Here is a 24,197-nt window from a genome sequence, read left to right as displayed (position 1 = left end):
TCTCGGTCGGTGACTCCGCAACTCCTCCGCGTCATCCGGCGCCGGGCGGGCTCAATCGGCCGTGGTGTCAGCCTTCACCAGACGGCGGACTTGAACCACGTAAAGGATTCCTGCCCACCAGTAGAGGGTTGTACCCCATACAGCGAACGCCCATCCGAAAACTGCCGCCAACCAGGCCAACCAGCCGCTTCCGTCACTCAGCAGCAGCAAGGGAAACGCGTACATCAGGTTGAAGGTGGCGGCCTTGCCGAGGAAGTTGACCTGCGGCGGCGGATATCCGTGACGACGCAGGATCCACACCATGACCAGCAACATCAGCTCGCGCGCGAGCAACGCTCCGGTGAGCCACAGCGGCAGAATCTCGCGATAAGTCAGACCGAAGAGCGTCGACAGGACGTAGAGCCGGTCTGCGGCAGGATCGAGCAGCCGGCCGAGCTTGCTGATCTGATTCCAGCGCCGTGCGAGCTTCCCGTCGAGGTAGTCGCTGATCCCGCTGAGCATGAGGACGGCCAGGGCCCACCCGTCGTACTCCGCGAGGATCAGCCACAAGAACAGGGGCACGCCGGCCAGGCGAGCCATGCTCAGGATGTTCGGAATGGTGAAAATTCGGTCAGTCTGAACCCGAGTCTCCTGGACCTCCACCCGGGGGCCTCCACTGTGACTGTAGAAATGTGGTCGTTCGTGCCTCCTGACCCTACAGGAGACCGCACACGTGTCCTGAACGCAGAAAAGCCCCGCACCGAACCCGTAAAGGGTTGGTGCGGGGCTTTCCCACAATGATTGTTCGGCGGCGTCCTACTCTCCCACAGGGTCCCCCCTGCAGTACCATCGGCGCTGAAAGGCTTAGCTTCCGGGTTCGGAATGTAACCGGGCGTTTCCCTAACGCTATGACCACCGAAACACTATGAAATTTGAACATGCTGGTGTTGACACAGCTGTTCGTTATTTCAGAACTAACACAGTGGACGCGAGCAACTGAGGACAAGCCCTCGGCCTATTAGTACCAGTCAGCTTCACCCGTTACCGGGCTTCCACATCTGGCCTATCAACCCAGTCGTCTACTGGGAGCCTTACCCTCTCAAGGAGGTGGGAATACTCATCTTGAAGCAGGCTTCCCGCTTAGATGCTTTCAGCGGTTATCCCTCCCGAACGTAGCCAACCAGCCATGCCCTTGGCAGGACAACTGGCACACCAGAGGTTCGTCCGTCCCGGTCCTCTCGTACTAGGGACAGCCCTTCTCAATATTCCTACGCGCACAGCGGATAGGGACCGAACTGTCTCACGACGTTCTAAACCCAGCTCGCGTACCGCTTTAATGGGCGAACAGCCCAACCCTTGGGACCGACTCCAGCCCCAGGATGCGACGAGCCGACATCGAGGTGCCAAACCATCCCGTCGATATGGACTCTTGGGGAAGATCAGCCTGTTATCCCCGGGGTACCTTTTATCCGTTGAGCGACGGCGCTTCCACAAGCCACCGCCGGATCACTAGTCCCGACTTTCGTCCCTGCTCGACCCGTCGGTCTCACAGTCAAGCTCCCTTGTGCACTTACACTCAACACCTGATTGCCAACCAGGCTGAGGGAACCTTTGGGCGCCTCCGTTACCCTTTGGGAGGCAACCGCCCCAGTTAAACTACCCATCAGACACTGTCCCTGATCCGGATCACGGACCGAGGTTAGACATCCAGCACGACCAGAGTGGTATTTCAACGGCGACTCCACAACCACTGGCGTGGCTGCTTCAAAGTCTCCCACCTATCCTACACAAGCCGAACCGAACACCAATATCAAACTGTAGTAAAGGTCCCGGGGTCTTTCCGTCCTGCTGCGCGAAACGAGCATCTTTACTCGTAGTGCAATTTCACCGGGCCTATGGTTGAGACAGTCGAGAAGTCGTTACGCCATTCGTGCAGGTCGGAACTTACCCGACAAGGAATTTCGCTACCTTAGGATGGTTATAGTTACCACCGCCGTTTACTGGCGCTTAAGTTCTCAGCTTCGCAACCCCGAAAGGTCACTAACCGGTCCCCTTAACGTTCCAGCACCGGGCAGGCGTCAGTCCGTATACATCGCCTTACGGCTTCGCACGGACCTGTGTTTTTAGTAAACAGTCGCTTCTCGCTGGTCTCTGCGGCCACCCCCAGCTCAAGCAGCAAGTGCTATCACCAGTGATGGCCCCCCTTCTCCCGAAGTTACGGGGGCATTTTGCCGAGTTCCTTAACCATAGTTCACCCGAACGCCTCGGTATTCTCTACCTGACCACCTGAGTCGGTTTAGGGTACGGGCCGCCATGAAACTCGCTAGAGGCTTTTCTCGACAGCATAGGATCATCCACTTCACCACAATCGGCTCGGCATCAGGTCTCAGCCTTAATGAGGGACGGATTTGCCTACCCCTCGGCCTACACCCTTACCCCGGGACTACCACCGCCCGGGCTGGACTACCTTCCTGCGTCACCCCATCGCTTACCTACTACAAGTCTGGTTCGTCGGCTCCACCACTTTCCTTTCCCCGAAGGGTCCGGAACGGCTTCACGGACTTAGCATCGCCTGATTCGATATTGGGCGTTTCAAAGCGGGTACCGGAATATCAACCGGTTGTCCATCGACTACGCCTGTCGGCCTCGCCTTAGGTCCCGACTTACCCTGGGCAGATCAGCTTGACCCAGGAACCCTTAGTCAATCGGCGCACACGTTTCTCACGTGTGTATCGCTACTCATGCCTGCATTCTCACTCGTGAACCGTCCACAACTAGCTTCCGCTGCTGCTTCACCCGGCACACGACGCTCCCCTACCCATCACAGCGGGCGTTGGCCCTATTGCTGCAATGACACGACTTCGGCGGTACGCTTGAGCCCCGCTACATTGTCGGCGCGGAATCACTTGACCAGTGAGCTATTACGCACTCTTTCAAGGGTGGCTGCTTCTAAGCCAACCTCCTGGTTGTCTCTGCGACTCCACATCCTTTCCCACTTAGCGTACGCTTAGGGGCCTTAGTCGATGCTCTGGGCTGTTTCCCTCTCGACCATGGAGCTTATCCCCCACAGTCTCACTGCCGTGCTCTCACTTACCGGCATTCGGAGTTTGGCTAAGGTCAGTAACCCGGTAGGGCCCATCGCCTATCCAGTGCTCTACCTCCGGCAAGAAACACACGACGCTGCACCTAAATGCATTTCGGGGAGAACCAGCTATCACGGAGTTTGATTGGCCTTTCACCCCTAACCACAGGTCATCCCCCAGGTTTTCAACCCTGGTGGGTTCGGTCCTCCACGAAGTCTTACCTCCGCTTCAACCTGCCCATGGCTAGATCACTCCGCTTCGGGTCTAGAGCGTGCAACTCAATCGCCCTATTCGGACTCGCTTTCGCTACGGCTTCCCCACACGGGTTAACCTCGCTACACACCGCTAACTCGCAGGCTCATTCTTCAAAAGGCACGCAGTCACGACCCATTGGGTAAACCCAATGAGCGACGCTCCCACGGCTTGTAGGCACACGGTTTCAGGTACTATTTCACTCCGCTCCCGCGGTACTTTTCACCATTCCCTCACGGTACTATCCGCTATCGGTCACCAGGGAATATTTAGGCTTAGCGGGTGGTCCCGCCAGATTCACACGGGATTTCTCGGGCCCCGTGCTACTTGGGAGATGAGCAAGCAAGCCGCTGATGTTTCGTCTACGGGGGTCTTACCCTCTACGCCGGACCTTTCGCATGTCCTTCGACTACATCAACGGTTTCTGACTCGCCGACCGGCCGGCAGACCGATCAAGCTCATTCCCACAACCCCGCATGCGCAACCCCTGCCGGGTATCACACGCATACGGTTTGGCCTCATCCGGTTTCGCTCGCCACTACTCCCGGAATCACGGTTGTTTTCTCTTCCTGAGGGTACTGAGATGTTTCACTTCCCCTCGTTCCCTCCACACTGCCTATGTGTTCAGCAGTGGGTGACAGCCCATGACGACTGCCGGGTTTCCCCATTCGGACACCCCCGGATCAAAGCTCAGTTGGCAGCTCCCCGGGGCCTATCGCGGCCTCTCACGTCCTTCATCGGTTCCTGGTGCCAAGGCATCCACCGTGCGCCCTTAAAAACTTGGCCACAGATGCTCGCGTCCACTGTGTAGTTCTCAAACAACGACCAGCCACCCGTCACACACTCCCTAAGGAATGCTTCACCGGGGCCGGCACTGAAGACATGACCTTACGGCCGTACCTTCAGGACCCAACAACGTGCCAAGCATCTCCGTTCATCCGTCTCCTCTTTCCACGCCGAAGCAGTACTCGAGAACCATCAGACCGAAGATGCCAACTAATCAACGTTCCACCCATGAGCTGACCGTGCAGAACATTTGTCTGCAATCGGTACTGTGCTCCTTAGAAAGGAGGTGATCCAGCCGCACCTTCCGGTACGGCTACCTTGTTACGACTTCGTCCCAATCGCCAGTCCCACCTTCGACAGCTCCCTCCCTTACGGGTTGGGCCACCGGCTTCGGGTGTTACCGACTTTCGTGACGTGACGGGCGGTGTGTACAAGGCCCGGGAACGTATTCACCGCAGCAATGCTGATCTGCGATTACTAGCGACTCCGACTTCATGGGGTCGAGTTGCAGACCCCAATCCGAACTGAGACCGGCTTTTTGAGATTCGCTCCACCTCACGGTATCGCAGCTCATTGTACCGGCCATTGTAGCACGTGTGCAGCCCAAGACATAAGGGGCATGATGACTTGACGTCGTCCCCACCTTCCTCCGAGTTGACCCCGGCGGTCTCCTGTGAGTCCCCATCACCCCGAAGGGCATGCTGGCAACACAGGACAAGGGTTGCGCTCGTTGCGGGACTTAACCCAACATCTCACGACACGAGCTGACGACAGCCATGCACCACCTGTATACCGACCACAAGGGGGGCACTATCTCTAATGCTTTCCGGTATATGTCAAGCCTTGGTAAGGTTCTTCGCGTTGCGTCGAATTAAGCCACATGCTCCGCCGCTTGTGCGGGCCCCCGTCAATTCCTTTGAGTTTTAGCCTTGCGGCCGTACTCCCCAGGCGGGGAACTTAATGCGTTAGCTGCGGCACCGACGACGTGGAATGTCGCCAACACCTAGTTCCCAACGTTTACGGCGTGGACTACCAGGGTATCTAATCCTGTTCGCTCCCCACGCTTTCGCTCCTCAGCGTCAGTAATGGCCCAGAGATCCGCCTTCGCCACCGGTGTTCCTCCTGATATCTGCGCATTTCACCGCTACACCAGGAATTCCGATCTCCCCTACCACACTCTAGCTAGCCCGTATCGAATGCAGACCCGAGGTTAAGCCTCGGGCTTTCACATCCGACGTGACAAGCCGCCTACGAGCTCTTTACGCCCAATAATTCCGGACAACGCTTGCGCCCTACGTATTACCGCGGCTGCTGGCACGTAGTTAGCCGGCGCTTCTTCTGCAGGTACCGTCACTTTCGCTTCTTCCCTGCTGAAAGAGGTTTACAACCCGAAGGCCGTCATCCCTCACGCGGCGTCGCTGCATCAGGCTTTCGCCCATTGTGCAATATTCCCCACTGCTGCCTCCCGTAGGAGTCTGGGCCGTGTCTCAGTCCCAGTGTGGCCGGTCGCCCTCTCAGGCCGGCTACCCGTCGTCGCCTTGGTGGGCCATTACCCCACCAACAAGCTGATAGGCCGCGGGCTCATCCTTCACCGCCGGAGCTTTCAACCCCCGCCCATGCAGGCAGGAGTGGTATCCGGTATTAGACCCCGTTTCCAGGGCTTGTCCCAGAGTGAAGGGCAGATTGCCCACGTGTTACTCACCCGTTCGCCACTAATCCACCCCGAAGGGCTTCATCGTTCGACTTGCATGTGTTAAGCACGCCGCCAGCGTTCGTCCTGAGCCAGGATCAAACTCTCCATGAATGTTTACCCGTAATCGGGTGCACACATCACTTAGAGCGGGCACGTCATGTCGGAATAAGACCGACGCGCCACAACGTCCTCGCTGTGTTGTTGCCTGCCAGCACCCGAAGGCCCGACAGGTCTTTTTCAAAGGAACCTCATCCACCGAAGTGGACGGGGTATCAACTTCTGGCGTTGATTTTTGGCACGCTGTTGAGTTCTCAAGGAACGGACGCTTCCTTTGTACTCACCCTTTCGGGCTTTCCTCCGGGCTTTCGTTCTGTTCTTGCGTTTCCGACTCTATCAGACTCTTTCGTGTCCGACTTCCTCGGCGCTTTCCAGGTTTTCGCTTTCGCGTTTCCCTTTCCAGCGGCTCCGACTCTATCAGCGGTTTTCCTTCCCCCTGACCACTCTCCGCATTACCGAAAAGGCGTACGGAAAAAGGGATGGGATCAAGATCGACACTGAAGAGGAGGAGTCCCGTCCATCGGCCGTTCGCGAGAAGTTCACACGAGGCGTCCTGGCGGGAGTCACGACAGTACAGCTCTGGGGGTGCCCAAGCAAATCGATTCAGGCGTATGGTCTAGTCCACCGGTCTAGTCCACTAGTCTCCCTGCCAACGGAGACGCCCGGACCGGGATCCACAACATCGGGCGAACCCGAACATCTTGTGCCATATCCTTCTGAAGAGTACGCCGTTCGCGACAGGTAGTGACGGCGACACGATGAGCCCCACCCCTGGGAGGCCCCCCATGACCAGCGTGACGTCCCCACTTGCCGGGCGCGCCATCGGACTCGCGGCAGTGCCCGATCCGGTGTTCTCCGGCGCGATGGTGGGACCGGGCACCGCTATCGATCCCGTGCGCGAGGCGTCTGAGGCGGTGTCCCCCGTCGATGGTGTGGTCGTCTCCTTGCACCCGCACGCGTACGTGGTCGTCGATGGCGAGGGCCACGGTGTACTCACGCACCTCGGCATCGACACGGTTCAGCTCAACGGCGAGGGCTTCGAGCTCCTCGTGAACAAGGGCGACACCGTGACCCGCGGCCAGGCCGTCATCCGCTGGAACCCCGCTGCTGTCGAGGCGGCCGGCAAGTCGCCGATCTGCCCCGTCGTGGCGCTCGAAGCGACGGCCAAATCCCTCTCCGACGTCGTCGAATCCGGCGACGTGAAGGCTGACGACGCTCTCTTCAGCTGGCAGTGACGCGTCCGCCTGTTCGGGCGAGTCGTACATCCACCGCGGCGGCTCGGCCCGCCGCTCTATCGGAGACGGGTGAAATGGAGACAACGCTGCGAGGCGTCGGCGTGAGCCACGGGGTGGCGATCGGCGAGGTGCGGCACATGGGCACGGCGGTTCTGGAGCCGCCGGCCAGGCAGATCACCGCGGATGAGGCGGCGCGCGAACAGGGGCGCGCCCGTCAGGCCGTGAGTGCGGTGGCGGCCGATCTGATCGCGCGTGGCCAGCTGGCCGGTGGCGAGGCCCAGCACGTGCTCGAGGCCCAGGCGATGATCGCCGAGGACCCCGAGCTGATGGCGGACGTCGACCGGCGGATCGCCGTCGGTAGCACCGCGGAGCGCGGTGTGTACGACGCGTTCGCCGCGTACCGCGACCTGCTCGCGGGGGCCGGCGAGTACATGGCCGGCCGGGTGGCCGACCTGGACGACGTGCGCAACCGCATCGTGGCGCGGCTGCTGGGCGTGCCGATGCCGGGCGTACCCGACAGTGACGAGCCGTACGTGCTGATCGCGCGGGACCTGGCTCCCGCCGACACGGCGCTGCTCGACCCGGCGCTCGTCCTCGGTTTCGTGACCGAGGAGGGCGGGCCGACCAGCCACAGCGCGATCCTCGCGCGGGCGCTGGGCGTGCCGGCGATCGTGGCGCTGCCGGGTGCCGGTGAGATCGCCGAGGGCACCGTGATCGCGGTGGACGGGAGCACGGGCGACCTGTTCCTGGACCCGTCGCCGCAGAAGCGGGCCGAGCTCGAAGCCGCGGCCGCCGAGCGCAGGGCGGCCCTGGCCGCGTCGTCCGGTCCCGGTGCGACCTCCGACGGTCACAAGGTGCCGCTGCTGGCCAACGTCGGCGGTCCCGCGGACGTGCCGGCCGCCGTCGAGGCGGGGGCGGAGGGTGTGGGTCTGTTCCGCACCGAGTTCCTCTTCCTGGACGACAGCAAGAAGGCGCCGTCCGAGGAGAAGCAGGTCGAGTCCTACCGCAAGGTGCTCGAGGCCTTCCCCGAGGGTCGGGTCGTCGTACGGGTGCTCGATGCCGGCGCCGACAAGCCGCTGGACTTCCTGACGCCGGGCGACGAGCCCAACCCGGCGCTGGGTGTGCGCGGGCTGCGCTCGCTGCTGGACCACCCGGACGTGCTGCGCACGCAGCTCACCGCGCTGGCCAAGGCCGCCGAGGGGCTGCCGGTCTACCTCGAGGTCATGGCGCCGATGGTCGCCGACCGGATCGATGCCAAGGCCTTCGCCGACGCCTGCCGGGAGGCCGGTCTGAAGGCGAAGTTCGGCGCGATGGTGGAGATCCCGTCCGCCGCGCTGCGGGCACGCTCCATCCTCCAGGAAGTCGAGTTCCTGTCGCTGGGCACGAACGACCTGGCCCAGTACGCCTTCGCCGCCGACCGTCAGGTCGGCGCCGTCTCTCGGCTCCAGGACCCGTGGCAGCCTGCGCTGCTCGACCTGATCGCCCTGTCGGCGGATGCCGCCAAGGCGGAGGGCAAGAGCTGCGGCGTCTGTGGCGAGGCCGCTTCCGATCCCCTGCTGGCCTGTGTGCTGACCGGTCTGGGTGTCACCTCTCTTTCGATGGGTGCCGCTTCGATCCCCTATGTGCGGGCGACGCTGGCCAAGTACACGCTGGCCCAGTGCGAGCGTGCCGCAGCGGCGGCCCGTGCGGCGGACAGCGCCGAAGAGGCCCGTGTGGCCGCGCAGGCGGTGCTGTCCGGCGAGTAGCCGGATGGTGTGGTGCGGTGTCGAGGGGCCTTCGCCGGTGGCGAGGGCCCCTCGGTCCGTTCCGGACCGGTCAGTGGTGCGGTCCTGGTGCGTCGACCTCGTACCCCGGGCAGTATTCGACGCCCGATTCGGGGGCGACGGGTTCTCCGGTGTCGGCGTCGGTGCAGTAGGCGTTGAAAACGGCCGCGGCCGATAGGGCGGTGAGCCGGCCGCGGTCCAGGCGCCAGCCGTGGACCCGGTCCCGGCGGCCCTCACCGGTGGTGCGGACCACCAGTCCCCCGGGGCCGCCGAGGGCGAGTCCCGCGGCGAGGACCGTCACGAAGTCGAGCCCCGCCCGGCCGTCGACGCGGGGCGGGGCGTCCGGGTCGTCGGTGGTGTCGGCGTGGAGGACGGCGACGAGCTGTTGTGCTTCGGTCGGGATGCTGCAGACGAAGTGGTGGTGGCCGGGTCCGGCGCCGGCCACGAGGCGTTTGAGCGCGTCGGTGGCGCGGTCGAAGGAGGAGTGGCCGATGTCCTCGCCGCAGTCCGCGCAGTGGCCGACCTCGGCGAGGACGCCGGTGGCGTACTCCCAGGTGGCCTGGCGGACGGCTTCGTCGACGAGGAGCGGGACCAGCTCGTCGATGGGCTGGCCGCTGTAGGGCAGGAGGGCGCCGCTGCCGGCCAGCTCGGCGGTGAAGCGGGCTCGGGTTTCGGGGGTGTCCGGGTCGAGGCCGGTCTCCCCGCAGAATTCGGCGTACTCCTCGGGGTCGAAGAGGGCGACGGTGGTGTGGATGCCCTGGGCCGCGAGGGACCTGAGCAGGCCGTCCACGTGGTGGAGGTAGTCCTGGTGGTCGTCGAAGGTGAAGCTGCGGTAGCCGCGCATGGCCGCGAAGTCCCCGGCGTCGGCCAGGAGGCCGATGGTTCCGGGGACCTCGCGTCGCAGCAGGCGGCGCCGGTCGGTGGTGCGGGTCCGGTGCGCGCCGGTCTGCGCTCCGGTGTCGTTCTTGCGTGGCATGGATCCCCCTGAGTATCGCAATCGCTTGCTCACTCAGAGTAGTCATCGCCACTGACAGTGGCCTCAGCCGCGGGTGCGGGCCAGCTCCTCGTAGAAGCTGAGGAGGTCGATGTTGTCGACGGAGCCCGGGTTGACGGCCTTGGCCAGGGGGGCGCCCTGGAGCAGGCGCTTGATCGGGACCTCGATGCGCTTGCCGGTGAGGGTGTGCGGGATGGCCGGGACCTCGATGACCTCGTCGGGGACGTGGCGCGGGGAGAGTTCCTCGCGGATCGTCGCCTTGATCCGGGCGCGCAGGTCGTCGTCGAGGGTCGCGCCGGGGGCCAGGTGGACGAAGAGCGGCATCCAGTAGCCGCCGTTCGGTTCCTCCAGGCCGATGACCAGGGATTCCTTGATCTCGGGAAGGCGTTCGACGGCCTCGTAGATATCGGCGGAGCCCATCCGGACGCCCTGTCGGTTCAGGGTGGAGTCGGAGCGGCCGTGGATGATCACCGAGCCGTGGTCGGTGATCGTGATCCAGTCGCCGTGGCGCCAGACGCCCGGGAACATGTCGAAGTAGCTGTCTCGGTAGCGGCTGCCGTCGGGGTCGTTCCAGAAGTGGATCGGCATGGACGGCATGGGGTTGGTGACGACGAGCTCGCCGACCTCGCCGGTGACCGGCTTGCCGGAGGGGTCCCAGGCCTGGAGGTCCGTACCGAGGCAGGCGGCCTGGAGTTCGCCGATGTGCACGGGGAGGGTGGGGACGGCGCCCGCGAAGCAGCTGCACACGTCGGTGCCGCCGCTGACGGAGGCGATCCAGAGGTCCTCGGCGACCTCGTCGTGGAGCCAGCGGAAGCCGTCGGGCGGGAGCGGGGAGCCGGTGGTGGCCACGCACTTCACGGCGGAGAGGTCGAAGTCGCGGGCCGGGTGCACCTCGGCCTTGCGGCAGGCCATGACGTAGGCGGCGGAGGTGCCGTAGAGGGTGGCTCCGGTGCGTTCGGCAATGCGCCACTGGGCGCCCGTGTCGGGGTAGCCGGGGCTGCCGTCGTAGAGCACGACGGTCGTGCCGGTGAGCAGGCCGGAGACGAGGAAGTTCCACATCATCCAGCCGGTGGAGGTGTACCAGAAGAACCGGTCCTCGGGGCCGAGGTCGCAGTGCAGGCCGAGCTGCTTGAGGTGTTCGAGGAGGATGCCGCCCTGGGACTGGACGATGGCCTTGGGGAGGCCGGTCGTACCGGAGGAGTACAGCACCCAGAGGGGGTGGTCGAAGGGGACCGGTTCGAAGACGGGCTCGGTGTCGCCCGAGGTCAGGGCGGACCAGTCGAGGGCGCCTTCGGGGGCGGGCGTGCCGAGGAGCGGGATGTGGACGACGGCGCGCAGGGAGGGGAGGTCGGCGCGGAGTTCGGCGACGGTGTCGCGGCGGTCGTGCTCCTTGCCGCCGTAGCGGTAGCCGTCCACGGTGAACAGGACGACGGGCTCGACCTGCTGGAAGCGGTCGAGGACGCTGCGGGCTCCGAAATCGGGGGCGCAGGAGGTCCAGACCCCGCCGACGGCGGCGGTGGCGAGGAGGGCGACGGCGGCCTCGGGGATGTTGGGGAGGTAGCCGCTGATCCGGTCGCCGGGGCGTACGCCGAGGGCGCGCAGTTCGGCCGCGAGCGAGCCGACCTGGCGGCGGAGCTCGGCCCAGGTGACGGGGACGGGCTCGTGGGTCTCGTCCACGTACAGCAGGGCGGGGTCGTCGGCGCGCGCCGGGTCCTCGGCGGCGCGCAGCGCGTGCTCGGCGTAGTTGAGGGTGGCTCCGGTGAACCATTGCGCGCCGGGCATGGAGCGGTCGGCGAGGACGGATGCGTACGGGGTGGTGAAGCGGACGTCGAACCACTCGGCGACGGCCTGCCAGAAGGTGTCGAGCTCGTCGACGGACCAGCGGTGCAGGGCGGGGTAGCCGCCGTCGGCGGGGGCTCCGTGGCGCTCTGCGGCCCAGGACTGGAAGGCGGTGATCCGTGCCGCGGCGATCCGGTCGGGGCCCGGCGCCCAGAGGGGTTCCGGCTGCGTGGCTGAGGTCATGGGTCGGCTCCCGGTCAAGTCTGCGGCTCGCGCTTCGTGTGCGTACGGTGCCGTCGCGCGGGGGTGTGGGCGCGGCGGCTCACAGGGACCATGCCATGTGATCGTCCGCTGCACCAGGGCTGTCCTGGCGGGTCGGGTGATCGACTCGGGGGTGCCGCTGCCGGGTGAACGACAGTTGAACGCCGTCCCCTCGGTCGGGGGCCGGTGGCAGGGTGAGCGGCATGAACGGTCGTGATCTGGTACGTGCGGTGAAGGACATCGGTACGGAGCGCGGTCGGCGCGCCTGGCGCTCGGCCTGGCGCCACCGGCGCTCGGACGCGGTGGGGCTGCCGCGCCGGGGCGCGGAGCGGGCGCGCGTCCCCGGGCTGCTGACCGGTACGGAGGCCCTCCCGGGCGGGGGCGTGCTGCGGTTCGCGCGCTCCGAGCTGCTGGTACGGGTGATGGTGGGCGGCGCGGTGTTCTGGAGTTGGGACGGGGCGGGGCCGACGCCCTCGTACGCGGTGGTGGGCGACGGCCCCGAGCCGGATCCGCGGGCCGTGCTGGAGCCGGACACCGGGGGCGGCTGGCGGGTGGTGTCGGAGCGGGTGACGGTGGCGGTGTCGCGGCACGGGGCGCTGGAGGTGCGTACGCCGGGCGGGACGGTGCTGCGGCGGGAGGCGCCGCCGCGGTGGTGGGAGCCGGTGGATCCGCGGATGGGTGCGGCGCGGTGGCTCCAGCGGAGCGAGGTGCCGGCGGACGCGCGGTTCTTCGGGCTGGGCGGGCGGGCCGCGGGGCCGCGGCTGCGGGACGGGGCGTACCGGCTGTGGAACACGGATCCGAAGGGGGGCTTCGGGCCGGGGGCCGATCCGCTGTACCTGACGATGCCGGTGCAGCTGGTGGTCGCGGACGCGGGGACGCATCTGGTGTTCCACGACAACTCGTGGGACGGGCGGGTGGTGCTGCGCGAGGGTGAGGAGGGCGCCGGTTCGGGGGCGGACCGGCCGGGGGCGAGCGAGCTGCGGATGGAGGGCGGGCCGCTGCGGTGCTGGGTGCTGGTGGGGACGCCGGCGCGGGTGTTGCAGGGGTGGTCGGGGCTGACGGGTTCGGCCGCGGTGCCGCCGGAGTGGGCGCTGGGGTACCAGCACGCGCGGTGGGGGTTCGGGAGCGCGGAAGAGGTGCGGCGGGTGGTGGCGGGGTACGCGTCGCGCGGGCTCGCGCTGTCGGCCGTACATCTGGACATCGACCACTACGACGGGCACCGGGTGTTCACGGTGGACCAGGGGCGGTTCCCCGATCTGCCCGGGCTGGCGAGCGAGTTGGGGGAGCTGGGGGTGCGGCTCGTGTCGATCGTGGACCCGGCGGTGAAGGCGGGCGACGGGGTGCACGTGTCGGGGCTGACGGTGGGGTCGGGCGGGGCCTTCGTGCGGGACGCGCGGGGCGGGGAGGTGCGCGGTGAGGTGTGGCCGGGCGAGTGCGCGTACCCGGATTTCACGGATCCGGCGGTGCGGGAGTGGTGGGGCGGGCTGTACGAGGAGCGGCTCGCGCAGGGCTTCGCCGGTTTCTGGCACGACATGAACGAGCCGGTGTCCTTTGCTCCGTTCGGGGACACGACGCTGCCGAGGTCGGCCCGGCACGCGCTGGACGGGGCGGGCGGTGACCACCGCGAGGGGCACAACGTGTACGCGCTCGGGATGGCGCGGGCGGGGTGGGAGGGGCTGGTGCGGCTGCGGCCCGCCGAGCGGCCGTTCCTGTTCTCGCGGTCGGGGTGGGCGGGGATGCAGCGGTACGGGGGCACCTGGTCGGGGGACGTGGAGTCCAGCTGGGAGGGGCTGCGGGCCTCGTTGGCGCTGGTGTTGGGGCTCGGGCTGTGCGGGGTGCCGTACTCGGGCCCGGACGTCGGGGGGTTCGGGGGGTCCCCGTCGCCGGAGTTGTACGTGCGGTGGCTGCAATTGGGGGCCTACCTGCCGCTGTTCCGGACCCACTCGGCGATCTGGGCGGGGCGGCGGGAGCCGTGGGAGTTCGGGCCGGAGGTGGCGGAGCAGGCCGGGGCGGTGATGGCGGAGCGGGAGCGGTTGCGGCCGTACTTCGTGACGCTGGCCCACCTGGCGCGGCGGACGGGCGCCCCGTACGTGCGTCCGGTGTGGTGGGGGACGCCGGAGGAACGGCGGCTGCGGGACTGCGAGGACGCGTTCCTGCTGGGTGATGCGCTGCTGGTGGCGCCGGTGCTGGAGTGCGGGGCGGACCGGCGGGCGGTACTGCTGCCGCGGGGGCGCTGGTACGACACGGCGACGGGGGCGGCGTACGAGGGCCCGGGCCAGATCCTGCTGGACGCGCCGCAGGGCCGGATCCCGGTGCTGGCGCGGGCGGGGTCGGTGCTGCCGGTGCGTGCCGCCTCCGGCGACGGGCTGGAACTGGAGGTCTGGGCTCCGGCCCGGGGGCGCACGGGGGGCGGGGTGGTGATCCGGGACCCGGGGCCGGGCTTCGGGGCGGGCGAGGTGGAGCGGTACACGGTGCGGTGGCTGGGTGACGCGGTGGTGGTGGAGGACGAGACGGGGAACCGGGTGGAGGGGGTCACCGTACGGGGCCTGTAGGCGCACGGGGCCGGTAGGCGCACGGGGCCTGTGGCCGCGCGGGGCCGGTAGGCGCACGGGGCGGGTAGGCGCACGGGGCGGGCGGCCGTACGGGCCCGTGGTGCCGCTGCCTCCTCCGGCTGATATGCAACCATCGGTTGCATATCAGCCGGAGGAGGGTTAGCTTTATATGCAACCGAAGGTTGCGAAAGATGGAGACGGCCATGGAGTACGGGAGCATCGAGCGCGAGCTGCACATCGACGCCTCGCCCGACGTGGTGTTCGAGGTGCTGAGCAGCCCCGAGCACATCCGGGAGTGGTGGAGCGCCGAGACCACCGCGTTCGAGCCGGCCGCGGGCGCGACCGCCCATCTCACGTGGACGGATCGGGACACCGGTCGGCAGCAGTCCGCGCCGTTCACGGTCGTCGAGGCCGACCCGCCGCGGATGTTCTCCTTCCGGTGGACCTACGACGAGACGGAGTCGGAGACGGAGACGGAGGTGGCGGGTCCGGGCAACTCGCTGCTGGTGACCTTCGAGCTCCTGCCCGCTGGGACGGGAACCACGGTCCGCTTCCGCGAGAGCGGCTACCGCGAACGGGGCTGGGAGGCCGCCGTGCTCGAAGCCACCTACGACGACCACCGGCAGGGCTGGGACTTCTACCTGCCGCGCCTGGTCGCGACCGCCGATCGAGTGGCGGCCGCGCGATGAGCACCGCCGTCGACGACGACCTGTGGTCCGCGATAGGCGACCCGACCCGGCGCCGGATGATCGACCTCCTGCTGGCCGACGGCCAGGGGACCGCGACCACCCTCAGCGCGCACCTGCCGGTGACCAGGCAGGCCGTGACCAAACACCTGGCCGTGCTCGACCGGGTCGGGCTGGTCCGGTCGGCGCCGGCGGGACGGGAGAAGCGCTACCGGGTGGACGAGGCCCAGCTGGCCCGGGCCGTGGCGCAGCTGAACTCGGTCGGCGAGATGTGGGACGCCCGGCTGCGGCGCGTCAAGAGCCTCGCCGAAGCGATCCAACGGGCCAAGAACGAGAAGCAGTGACACGGAGAAACGACACGGAGAAGCGAGGAGAGCGAGATGGTGGACATCCTGCACCGGGTAGGCATCACCGCGACCCCGGAGAAGGTGTACGAAGCGCTCACCACGGTCGAGGGACTGGCCGCGTGGTGGACGACCGACACGAGCGGGAACGGCGACGGCGTCCTGGAGTTCCGGTTCGGCGACCTCGGCGGCTTCGACATGAAGGTGCTCGAACTGCGGCCGAACGCACGGGTGCTGTGGGACGTCGTCGACGGTCCGGCCGAGTGGGTCGGGACCACGGTGGGCTTCGAGCTGACCCAGGACGGCGAGTGGACGATCCTCATGTTCGCGCACGCGGGCTGGCGCGAACCGGTCGAGTTCATGAACCACTGCAGCACCAAGTGGGCGATCTTCCTGATGAGCCTGAAGTCCCTGGTGGAGACGGGCTCCGGCGCGCCTCACCCGCGCGACGTGCAGATCAGCAACTGGCACTGACGGCGCTTGCCCAGGGCCCGACGCCGTGAGCCCGGCTCACGGCGTCGGGCTCACGGCGTCAAAGGCTCAGGGCGTCGGAAGCTCGGGGCATCGGGCCCAGGGCGTCGGACTCAGGCGTACTTGCCCGCGAACCAGGACGCCGCCGCCTGGGTGTGCAGGGGGAAGGCCAGCACCGACGGGGTGCGCAGGACGTGCCAGCCCGTGGTCTCGTCCGTCGGCTTCGAGGCGGGCAGTTCCGCGGCCGGGCGGACCGGCAGGAGGCCGAAGAGCAGGAGGTGGCCCGCCGGGGAGCTCAGGGCGTCGGCCAGCACGACCTCCTCCGCCGGGGCCGTGATGCCGGTCTCCTCGAAGAGTTCACGGACGACCGCGTCGCGCCAGTCCTCGCCGAAGTCGATGAAGCCGCCGGGGAGGGCGACGCCGCCGAGGGCGGGTTCGATGGTGCGGGTGATGACCACGAGGCCGGTGCCGTCCGCGTCCTCGACGGGGAGGAGGGTGACGGCCACGGGGAGCGGATTGCGGTAGGCGGTCGCCCCGCAGGCCGCGCAGGTGCGGGGCCACGCAGGGCTGGAGTACGGGGCTCCGCAGGTGGAGCAGTGCGAGTCCTTCAGCAGGTGTGGCGACATCCGGCGATGGTATGCCAAGGGGTGCGCGGACGGCGGCCGTTGCGGGACCGCTGCCGGTCGCGCGCGAGGTGCCTCCCGGCGCGCATTTCGACTCTCCCCGTCGCTGTCGCCGTGGTGCGGCCGTGAGTACCGTGCCCGCATGACCTTCACCTCGTACGAGGAATTCTGGCCCTACTACGTCGCGATGCACTCGCGCGCCGCCACCCGCTGGATCCATCTCACGGGCACCCTGACCGGTCTGGCCGTGACCGCCTACGGGCTGGCGCGCGGCCGCGGGCGTTACCTCGCCGCCCTCCCCCTGATCGGGTACGGGACCGCCTGGCCCGCGCACTTCCTGATCGAGGGCAACAACCCGGCCACCTTCGGCCATCCCGGATGGTCGCTGCGCGGGGACGCGCAGATGATCCGGATGATGCTGGCCGGGCGCGACGCGGAGCTGGGCGAGATCGCGCAGAAGTGGCTCGCCGAGAACCCGTGTCAGGGCGGTCCGCCCGTGGCAGACTCCTGACGATCCGTCAGATTGCTGACCAGGGAGGGGCATCGTGGCACGCACACGCACACCCGTCGTGAGCGGGTGGTTCACCGAGGACGCACCGGACGGCGGCGGCTTCCGGCTGCTCGGTACCCGGTGCTCGGCCTGTACCGCGGTGTTCTTCCCGCGCGAGGACGCGTACTGCCGCAATCCGCGCTGCCCCGGCGGCGGCGAGCTCGCCGAGGTGCCGCTGTCCCCGCGGGGCCGGGTCTGGTCCTACACCGACGGGCGCTACCGGCCGCCCGCGCCGTACGTGTCCGACCCGGCCGCGCCCTGGGAGCCGTACACGCTGGTCGCGGTGGAACTGGAGGCCGAGGGGATGGTGGTCCTGGGGCAGGCCGCGCCCGGAGTGGGGGTCGCCGATCTCGCGGTCGGGATGGAGGTCGAGGTGGTCAGGGGCGTGCTGAACGAGGACGCCGGGACTTCCGGGACCGGCGGGACCTCCGGGGCCTCCGAGACCGGCGGGACCACCGGGGACTCCGGGACCGTCTGGACCACCTGGCAGTTCCGGCCGGTGGGAGGCACCGAGTGAGCGCCGACATCGCCGTCCTCGGGGCCGGTATGCACCCTTGGGGCAAATGGGGCCGCAGTTTCGTCGAATACGGGCGGGCCGCCGCGCGGGCGGCGCTGGCCGACGCCGGACTGGACTGGACGCAGGTGCAGTCGATCGTCGGCGCGGACACCGTACGCTCCGGCTACCCGGGCTACGTGGCGGGCGCCACCTTCGCCCGGGCGCTCGGCTGGCAGGGCGCCCGGGTCACCAGCGTGTACGCGGCCTGCGCGTCCGGCGCCCAGGCCATCGGAACCGCCCGCGCGCAGATCCTGGCCGGCCTGGCCGACGTGGTGCTCGTGGTGGGCGCGGACGCCGCGCCCAAGGGGTTCTTCGCGCCGGCCGGCGGCGACCGGCCCGACGATCCGGACTGGCTGCGGTTCCGCGTGCTCGGCGCCACCAACCCGGCCTACTTCGCGCTCTACGCCCGGCGCCGGATGGCTCTCCACGGGGACACCCTCGAGGACTTCGCCCAGGTCAAGGTGAAGAACGCGGCGGCCGGGCTGCTCAATCCGCACGCCCGCTACCGCAAGGAGGTCACCGCCGAGGAGGTCGCGGCCTCGGCGGTGGTCGCCGATCCGCTCCGGCTGCTCGACATCTGCGCCACCTCCGACGGGGGTGCGGCCCTGGTGCTCACCAGCATGGACTTCGCCCGTGCGCGCGGCGTGGCCGATCCGGTGCGGATCCGGGCGGTCTCGACGGTGACGCCCACCTATCCGCGGACGGTGCTGGACCTGCCGGACATCGCCACCGACTCGGCGGTGGCGGTGGCGCCGGCGGCCGGGTCCTTCAGGTCCTCGATCGCGCGCGCCGCCTACGAGGAGGCGGGGCTCGGCCCGGACGACCTCTCCCTGGCCGAGGTGTACGACCTGTCCACCGCCCTGGAGCTGGAGTGGTACGAGGACATCGGGCTGTGCGGGGAGGGTGAGGGGGCGAAGCTCGTACGGGAGGGGGCGACGGCGCTGGGTGGCCGGATCCCGGTCAACACCAGTGGCGGGCTCGCTTCCTTCGGGGAGGCGGTGCCGGCGCAGGCGATCGCGCAGGTGTGTGAGCTGACCTGGCAGTTGCGCGGTGCGGCCGGGGCGCGGCAGGTGCCCGGTGCGCGGGCCGGGATCACGGCGAACCAGGGGCTGTTCGGGCACGGGTCTGCCGTCGTCGCCGTGCGCTGAACTGCTGGTGTTGTCCGCATGCTTGACGGCTCCCGGCGGCAGGTTCACACTCGCTCCACAGTCCCGCGCCACGACCGGGACCCCGCTCCCCCGTGAGAGCTGCGGCCCGTACCCCAGTCGGCGGGGGTACGGGCCGCCCTCGCGTCAGGCGCCCGCCGAGAGGCTCCGGCGCCGCTCGCGCGCCAGGGACATCGCGTGTTCCACGACCCCCACCAGCACGTCCTTCACGGATTCCCGGTCCCGTGCGTCGCACAGGAGGACCGGTACCCCGGGATCGAGGTCCAGTGCCGTCCGTACGGTCACCACGGGGTGCCGGTCGGCGCCGTCGAAGCAGTTGACCGCGACGACGAACGGGATCGCGCGCCGCTCGAAGTAGTCGATGGCGGCGAAGCAGTCGGCGAGGCGGCGGGTGTCCGCGAGGACGACGGCGCCGAGCGACCCCTGGGCGAGCTCGTCCCACAGGAACCAGAAGCGGTCCTGTCCGGGGGTGCCGAACAGGTACAGCACCAGGTCCTCGCGGAGCGTGATGCGCCCGAAGTCCATGGCCACGGTGGTGGTGCTCTTGCCCTCCACTCCCCCGGTGTCGTCGACACCGACGCCCGGCTCGGAGAGCCGTTCCTCGGTGCGCAGCGGTCTGATTTCGCTCACCGCGCTGACCAGGGTGGTCTTGCCCACCCCGAAGCCGCCCGCGACCAGGATCTTCAAGGTCAGCGGCTCGACCGGCGACACCGCGTGCATGGCACCGGTGCGGCTAAAGCGCCCGAAGGCCATCGATCACCTCACGCAGAATGGATTCATCGGGCAGTTCGGCCGGCGGTACCGGCCTGGTCACGTGGACCAGTTCCTCGTCGACCAGGTCGCCGATCAGGACGCGGACGACCCCGACCGCGAGGTCGAGATCGGCCGCGAGTTCGGCGACGGACTGCGGTCGGCCCCGGCACAGCCCGAGGATGTGGGCGTGTTCCGGGGAGAGGGTCATGTCCCAGACCGGATCGTCGGCCGCCGGTTCGGCGACGACGAGCGCGATCAGGTCGAGTCGGTGCTGACCCGCATGGCTGGTCCGGCCGCGGGTCATGGCGTACGGGCGGACGACGGGCCCCGCGTCGTCGTCGAACCAGTGCGCGTGGTCGGGGTCCAGGTGGTCGGGGTCGGAGTAGGGCGGGTCGACGGTGAAACCGCCGGGAATGCCGGTGGGGTGGTCCTGGCCTGAATCGCTCATGCCTTACGACTCACCCTCCGGCTGGCAGCCCGGTGCGCGGGGCGGTCGCCAGGTGGTCGCCGACGCGCTTGACCATCAGCGTCATCTCGTACGCCACCTGGCCGACGTCGGAGTCGGCGTCGGCCAGGACGGCCAGGCAGCTGCCGTCGCCCGCGGCCATGACGAAGAGGAAGGCTTCGTCGAGCTCGACCACGGTCTGGCGGACCCGGCCGGAGTCGAAGTGCCGGCCGACACCCTTGGCCAGGCTGTGGAAGCCGGAGGCGACCGCCGCCAGGTGCTCGCTGTCCTCGCGGGTCAGGTCCTTGGAGCTGCCGGTGGGCAGGCCGTCGCCGGAAAGGACCACCGCCTTGCGGATGGAGCCGACCCGGTCGACGAGCTCGTCGAGGAGCCAGTTGAGCGGGCCGGAGCCGCGGCCCCTGCTGTCGTTGCCGGTCTGCGGTGCGGTCATCGACCGTCCCCTTCGTTCTCGTTCGCGGGACCGCCGGCGGCGGATGTGCCCGCCTCGGTCTCGGACTTCTGCTGTGCGTGCTGGTTGCGGCCCGCCGTCCAGCCACGCTGGAGTGCGGACATGCGCGTGCGTACGTCTTCCGCGTCCCGGTCGGCCACCTGGTCGGGGGCGGCTTCGGCGGGGGCGGCGGACGGGGACTTCTTGAGCTGGGGCGCCAGGCTGGCCTGGCGGACCCGGCGGGGCAGCCCACCGATGCCGGGGCCGGGTGCGACGGCCCCGCCATCGGATCCGGGATCGGATCCGGCGGCGGAGACCGGAGCGGGCTGTGGGACCACGGACACCGGGCGGGGCTCCACCCGGCGGCCGTGCTCGGCTACGAGCGTCGGGGTCGGACGGCGGCGCGGCAGCGGTACGGCGCCCTGGGAGCGGGTGCCGTCCGGACGCGGGGTCTCCACGCGCTGGGCGTCCAGCCGGACCGGGCCGGTGGGCGCGTGCGGTTCGCGGTCGCGGTCGCCCTTGCGGGAGATGCCGCGGTCCGCGTGCCGGTCGGTGTGCGGCCGGTCCGCCGGGCGCAGGCCCAGCAGGGCGCTGCGCGGGATGCCGTTCGGCGGGGTCTCGTCGTCGAGCGTGGCCATGACGGGGCGGCCGGCGGCGCCGGTGCGGCTCGTGATCGCCGTGGGGGCGCCGTCGAGCGCGGCGGGGTCGTCGAGGCCGTCCAGCCGGTCCAGCCCGCCGACCGGGAGCGGCGCCTCCAGCTCGACCGGGCCGCGCAGTTCGGCGACGGGCAGCGGGCGGCCGGAGGCCGAGCGCTCCATGGCGGCGGCCGCGGGCCGCTCGGACCCGGCGCGGCCGAGGTGGCCGGCCTTGTCGGACCTGAGGGGCTTGGCTGCGGCGCGGGCGCCGTCGAACCGCGCGCCCGCGCCGTTGGTCTCGGGTGCCTCGGTCAGCAGGGCCGCGGGGAGGAAGAGCACCGCGGTGGTGCCCCCGTACGGGCTGGGCTGGAGGACGACCTTGACGCTGTGGCGCTGCGCGAGGCGGCTGACGACGAACAGGCCGAGGCGGTCGGTGTCGGAGAGCTCGAACTCGGGGGTCTCGGCGAGCCGGAGGTTCGCGTCGAGCAGCGCTTCCGGGGTCATGCCGAGGCCGCGGTCGTGGATCTCCAGGGTGAAGCCGTTGGCGACGCGCTCGCCGTGCACCTGGACCGCGGTGTGCGGCGGCGAGAACACGGTCGCGTTCTCCAGGAGTTCGGCGATGAGGTGGGTGACGTCGGCGACGGCCGGGCCGACGATGCCCAGGCGCGTGAGCCGGCGCACCTCGATGCGCTCGTAGTCCTCGACCTCGGCGACGGCGGCGCGTACGACGTCCATCAGCTGGACGGGCTTGCGCCACTGGCGGGAGGGCGCGGCGCCGGAGAGGATCACGAGGCCCTCGGCGTGCCGGCGCATGCGGGTGGTCATGTGGTCGAGGCGGAAGAGGTCGGCCAGTTCCTCGGTGTCCTCGGTACGGCGTTCCATCGTGTCGAGGAGGGTCAGCTGGCGGTGCAGCAGCACCTGGTTGCGGCGGGCCAGGTTGACGAACACCTCGGAGACGCCGCGGCGCAGGTCGGCCTGCTTGACGGCGGCCTCGACGGCGGCGCGCTGGAGGGTGTTGAGGGCCTGGCCGACCTGGCCGACCTCGTCCTTCTCGTATTCGAGCTGCGGCGACTCGGTCTCCACGTCCACGTGCTCGCCCGCGGCGAGTCGGCGCATCACGCTGGGCAGTCGGACGCCGGAGGCCTCGTGGGCCTCCTTGCGCAGCCGGGACAGGTCGCGGACGAGGTCGCGGCCGATGCGTACGGACAGCACCAGCGACACGGTCAGGGCGAGGAAGCCGAGGACGCCGGCGGCGGCGGCCTGGACCATGACGTCCGTGGCGACGGGCTCGATGCGCTCTTGGTAGCGGTTGCCGGCGTCGGTGTTCATGTCGGCCAGGTCTTCGAGGACCTTGGTGGAGGCCTCGTCCCACTGGGCGGCGGTGACGCTGCGCGGCTTGTTGACGGCGCCGCCGACGATGAAGCGTTCCTCGGCGTCGCGCAGGGGCTGGGTCTCGGGGTCCTTCCAGTACTTCTCGAAGCGCTCCCGGTCCTCGGCGGGGAGGGTGACGAGGTTGAACTCGTAGAGCAGGGTGCGCTTGGCGACGAAGTCGGAGACGTGGCGGACGTCGGGGGCGGTGACGTTGCGCGCGGCGAGGGCCGAGGCGATGACGGCGTCTTCGCGGGAGAGCAGTTCGCGGGCGCGGCTGATGCCGACGAGGGCGCGGCCTTCCTTGTCCACCTCCACGTTGTCCAGGCCGTGGAGGTTCATGAGGAAGTCGTAGCAGGGGTCGACCAGTCGGTTGTAGAGGTCGAGGGCCTGCGTGGGGTCCAGGGCGTTCTGGTCGACGGAGCGGCGCATGGTGCCGATGCCCTGGAAGGCGGCGACGATCGAGTGCAGGCGCTGGGCGCTCTGCGGGCTCAGCTCGTCGATGACCTTGGCGTCGCGGGCGCTGACGCTGATCTGCTCGACGGCCAGGTCGGTTTCGGCGCGGCGCTTGGTGAGTTCGGCCGTGGCGGTGGCGGCCCGGGGGTCGCCGAGGACGACCAGGGTCTGGCGCCGTTCCTTCTGGATGACGCGGACGACGTCTTCGACGGGGTAGCCGACCTTGTCGATGATGTAGGCCACGTCGAAGAGTTGGATGGCCTCACGGCCGGTGATGACTGTCGCGAAGCCCCAGAGGGCGGTCAGGGAGACGAGCGGCACAAGGAGCAACGCCACGATCTTCCGGCGGATGGACTTCCCGCGAAAGCGCATGGCCTCCCCAGCCTCCCCCAGGTCAACCCCGTTGCCGGGGGTCGGTGTTCCGTCATTTAAACGGCGTGAGCCTACTACTGCTGGAGGGCAGCTTCGAAGGCGTGTCCGGACGTTTTCGGCCTGCCCCCGGGAGGAAGATCACCAGTTGTCCGACACTTCCGGTCAACAGCGGCCCGATATGTGGCAGATGACACTTGGTGGGGCGTCAGTTCCCGCAACCAGATGGATGGCTGGAATTGTTCGTTCCGCGATCGTTCCGGCCGGGCAGGGGCATCCGCGATCCGGGAATCTCTCGGCGCCGCCGAACGTCTGTCTGTTCGAGGGGGCGCGTCGGAACGGACGTGGGAGGCGGACGTGGTGGGCAGACGTGGCAAGTAGGCAGGACGAGCAGGTATGACGGACCGCGCGGTGGGGAGTGAGCGGACCATGAGCAGTGACGAGGGCGGCGGCGCGCGTGCGGGCCTGGGGGCCGGCGGGGCCGGGCGGGGACTATGGGTCGAGGAGCCGGCCCGGCGGCGCCGGATGCCGGATTCGGTACGGACCTCCGCGGTACGGGCGGTGCTGATCGTGGCCGTGACCCTGACGCAGGCGACGATCACGTTCTTCCTGACCCTGAGCGGGTCCTGGCTGGCCCTCCCGATGGGGCTCGGCGCGATCGCGGGAACGATCGTCGCCACCTGGGGCGTGCTGGACGTGTGGATCACCCGGCAGACCTGGAACCAGCGGTACGGGGTCCTGTCGGAGCCGAGCAGCACGGCACGCAGCCGCCGCCGGGAGGCCCGGCGTGCCTCCCGGGCGGCCCGGGAGGCACGGAAGGCCGCCGCGGGCCGAATACCCCGCGAGGAGGGCCCTCTGGCGGCTTCCGGCCGCTATTCCACGCGCTGACGCCC

At 68.7% G+C, this 24,197-nt stretch carries 18 protein-coding genes and 3 rRNA genes; 10 read left to right on the top strand and 11 right to left on the bottom strand.

Annotated features, from left to right (window positions below):
- Nucleotides 1-51: 51 nt before the first annotated feature.
- The 4 genes from OG594_RS14715 to OG594_RS14700 form a co-directional block, all read right to left on the bottom strand.
- Nucleotides 52-642, bottom strand: coding sequence for a CDP-alcohol phosphatidyltransferase family protein (locus tag OG594_RS14715; RefSeq protein WP_266598908.1), 591 nt, complete (start codon nt 640-642; stop codon nt 52-54).
- 140 nt (nt 643-782) lie between these two features.
- Nucleotides 783-899, bottom strand: a 5S ribosomal RNA gene (gene rrf, locus OG594_RS14710).
- Nucleotides 900-977: 78 nt separating this feature from the next.
- Nucleotides 978-4,100: ribosomal RNA gene (locus OG594_RS14705) — 23S ribosomal RNA — on the bottom strand.
- Between the two features lie 279 nt (nt 4,101-4,379).
- Nucleotides 4,380-5,904, bottom strand: a 16S ribosomal RNA gene (locus OG594_RS14700).
- Together the 16S, 23S and 5S rRNA genes form the textbook arrangement of a ribosomal RNA operon.
- A gap of 731 nt (nt 5,905-6,635) precedes the next feature.
- Between OG594_RS14700 and OG594_RS14695 the strand changes: the two genes are divergently transcribed.
- Both OG594_RS14695 and ptsP read left to right on the top strand, forming a co-directional pair.
- Nucleotides 6,636-7,085 carry a PTS glucose transporter subunit IIA gene (locus OG594_RS14695; RefSeq protein ID WP_266598906.1) on the top strand — a complete coding sequence of 150 codons (450 nt, stop codon included), beginning with the start codon at nt 6,636-6,638 and terminating at the stop codon, nt 7,083-7,085.
- A gap of 74 nt (nt 7,086-7,159) precedes the next feature.
- Nucleotides 7,160-8,830 (top strand): phosphoenolpyruvate--protein phosphotransferase, encoded by a 1,671-nt coding sequence (gene ptsP, locus OG594_RS14690; protein WP_266598904.1) that lies wholly within the window; start codon nt 7,160-7,162, stop codon nt 8,828-8,830.
- Nucleotides 8,831-8,900: 70 nt separating this feature from the next.
- Here the strand turns inward: ptsP and OG594_RS14685 are convergent, their stop codons facing one another.
- The gene (locus OG594_RS14685) at nt 8,901-9,824 is read right to left on the bottom strand and encodes a hypothetical protein (RefSeq protein ID WP_266598902.1); all 924 of its coding nucleotides are present in this window, start codon (nt 9,822-9,824) and stop codon (nt 8,901-8,903) included.
- A gap of 63 nt (nt 9,825-9,887) precedes the next feature.
- Nucleotides 9,888-11,864, bottom strand: a complete 1,977-nt coding sequence (locus OG594_RS14680) for an acetoacetate--CoA ligase (RefSeq protein WP_266598900.1) — start codon at nt 11,862-11,864, stop codon at nt 9,888-9,890.
- Between the two features lie 221 nt (nt 11,865-12,085).
- On the opposite strand from OG594_RS14680, the gene OG594_RS14675 reads away from it, so the two are divergent.
- From OG594_RS14675 to OG594_RS14660, 4 genes are all read left to right on the top strand, one after another.
- A complete protein-coding gene (locus OG594_RS14675; protein WP_266598898.1) occupies nt 12,086-14,434 on the top strand; it encodes a TIM-barrel domain-containing protein in 2,349 nt (782 codons plus the stop codon).
- Between the two features lie 191 nt (nt 14,435-14,625).
- On the top strand, nt 14,626-15,123 hold the full coding sequence (locus OG594_RS14670) for an SRPBCC domain-containing protein (RefSeq protein ID WP_266598896.1): 498 nt from the start codon (nt 14,626-14,628) through the stop codon (nt 15,121-15,123).
- Nucleotides 15,120-15,464: a metalloregulator ArsR/SmtB family transcription factor gene (locus OG594_RS14665; RefSeq protein ID WP_266598894.1), complete on the top strand. Its 345-nt coding sequence runs from the start codon at nt 15,120-15,122 to the stop codon at nt 15,462-15,464. The genes OG594_RS14670 and OG594_RS14665 overlap by 4 nt, the downstream gene beginning before the upstream one ends.
- A 36-nt stretch (nt 15,465-15,500) precedes the next feature.
- Nucleotides 15,501-15,938 carry an SRPBCC domain-containing protein gene (locus OG594_RS14660; RefSeq protein ID WP_266598892.1) on the top strand — a complete coding sequence of 146 codons (438 nt, stop codon included), beginning with the start codon at nt 15,501-15,503 and terminating at the stop codon, nt 15,936-15,938.
- A gap of 110 nt (nt 15,939-16,048) precedes the next feature.
- Here the strand turns inward: OG594_RS14660 and OG594_RS14655 are convergent, their stop codons facing one another.
- Nucleotides 16,049-16,561, bottom strand: coding sequence for an NUDIX domain-containing protein (locus OG594_RS14655; RefSeq protein ID WP_266598890.1), 513 nt, complete (start codon nt 16,559-16,561; stop codon nt 16,049-16,051).
- Nucleotides 16,562-16,700: 139 nt separating this feature from the next.
- On the opposite strand from OG594_RS14655, the gene OG594_RS14650 reads away from it, so the two are divergent.
- The 3 genes from OG594_RS14650 to OG594_RS14640 are packed head-to-tail and all read left to right on the top strand — an operon-like array spanning nt 16,701 to nt 18,812.
- The gene (locus OG594_RS14650; protein WP_266598888.1) at nt 16,701-17,069 is read left to right on the top strand and encodes a DUF962 domain-containing protein; all 369 of its coding nucleotides are present in this window, start codon (nt 16,701-16,703) and stop codon (nt 17,067-17,069) included.
- Between the two features lie 34 nt (nt 17,070-17,103).
- Nucleotides 17,104-17,625 (top strand): Zn-ribbon domain-containing OB-fold protein, encoded by a 522-nt coding sequence (locus OG594_RS14645; RefSeq protein ID WP_266598886.1) that lies wholly within the window; start codon nt 17,104-17,106, stop codon nt 17,623-17,625.
- Entirely contained in the window at nt 17,622-18,812 is a 1,191-nt protein-coding gene (locus OG594_RS14640) for a lipid-transfer protein (protein ID WP_266598884.1), read from the top strand. Before OG594_RS14645 ends, OG594_RS14640 begins: the two co-directional genes overlap by 4 nt.
- A 144-nt stretch (nt 18,813-18,956) precedes the next feature.
- Here OG594_RS14640 and OG594_RS14635 read toward each other — a convergent pair whose 3' ends face one another.
- Genes OG594_RS14635 through OG594_RS14620 form a run of 4 tightly spaced genes read right to left on the bottom strand, consistent with a single transcriptional unit; the run spans nt 18,957 to nt 23,307 of the window.
- Nucleotides 18,957-19,583, bottom strand: a complete 627-nt coding sequence (locus tag OG594_RS14635) for an ATP/GTP-binding protein (protein ID WP_030016310.1) — start codon at nt 19,581-19,583, stop codon at nt 18,957-18,959.
- Nucleotides 19,564-20,031 (bottom strand): DUF742 domain-containing protein, encoded by a 468-nt coding sequence (locus OG594_RS14630; protein WP_030016312.1) that lies wholly within the window; start codon nt 20,029-20,031, stop codon nt 19,564-19,566. The genes OG594_RS14635 and OG594_RS14630 overlap by 20 nt, the downstream gene beginning before the upstream one ends.
- A gap of 10 nt (nt 20,032-20,041) precedes the next feature.
- Entirely contained in the window at nt 20,042-20,479 is a 438-nt protein-coding gene (locus tag OG594_RS14625; protein WP_030964627.1) for a roadblock/LC7 domain-containing protein, read from the bottom strand.
- On the bottom strand, nt 20,476-23,307 hold the full coding sequence (locus OG594_RS14620) for a nitrate- and nitrite sensing domain-containing protein (RefSeq protein ID WP_266598880.1): 2,832 nt from the start codon (nt 23,305-23,307) through the stop codon (nt 20,476-20,478). The genes OG594_RS14625 and OG594_RS14620 overlap by 4 nt, the downstream gene beginning before the upstream one ends.
- Nucleotides 23,308-23,733: 426 nt before the next feature.
- Between OG594_RS14620 and OG594_RS14615 the strand changes: the two genes are divergently transcribed.
- Nucleotides 23,734-24,192 carry a hypothetical protein gene (locus OG594_RS14615; RefSeq protein ID WP_266598878.1) on the top strand — a complete coding sequence of 153 codons (459 nt, stop codon included), beginning with the start codon at nt 23,734-23,736 and terminating at the stop codon, nt 24,190-24,192.
- Nucleotides 24,193-24,197 lie beyond the last annotated feature (5 nt).

This window comes from Streptomyces sp. NBC_01214 (genome assembly GCF_026340975.1).
Taxonomy (GTDB): Bacteria; Actinomycetota; Actinomycetes; order Streptomycetales; family Streptomycetaceae; genus Streptomyces.
The sequence above is the reverse complement of the archived record's forward strand: the minus strand, read 5'-3'. Positions and strand labels throughout refer to the sequence as shown.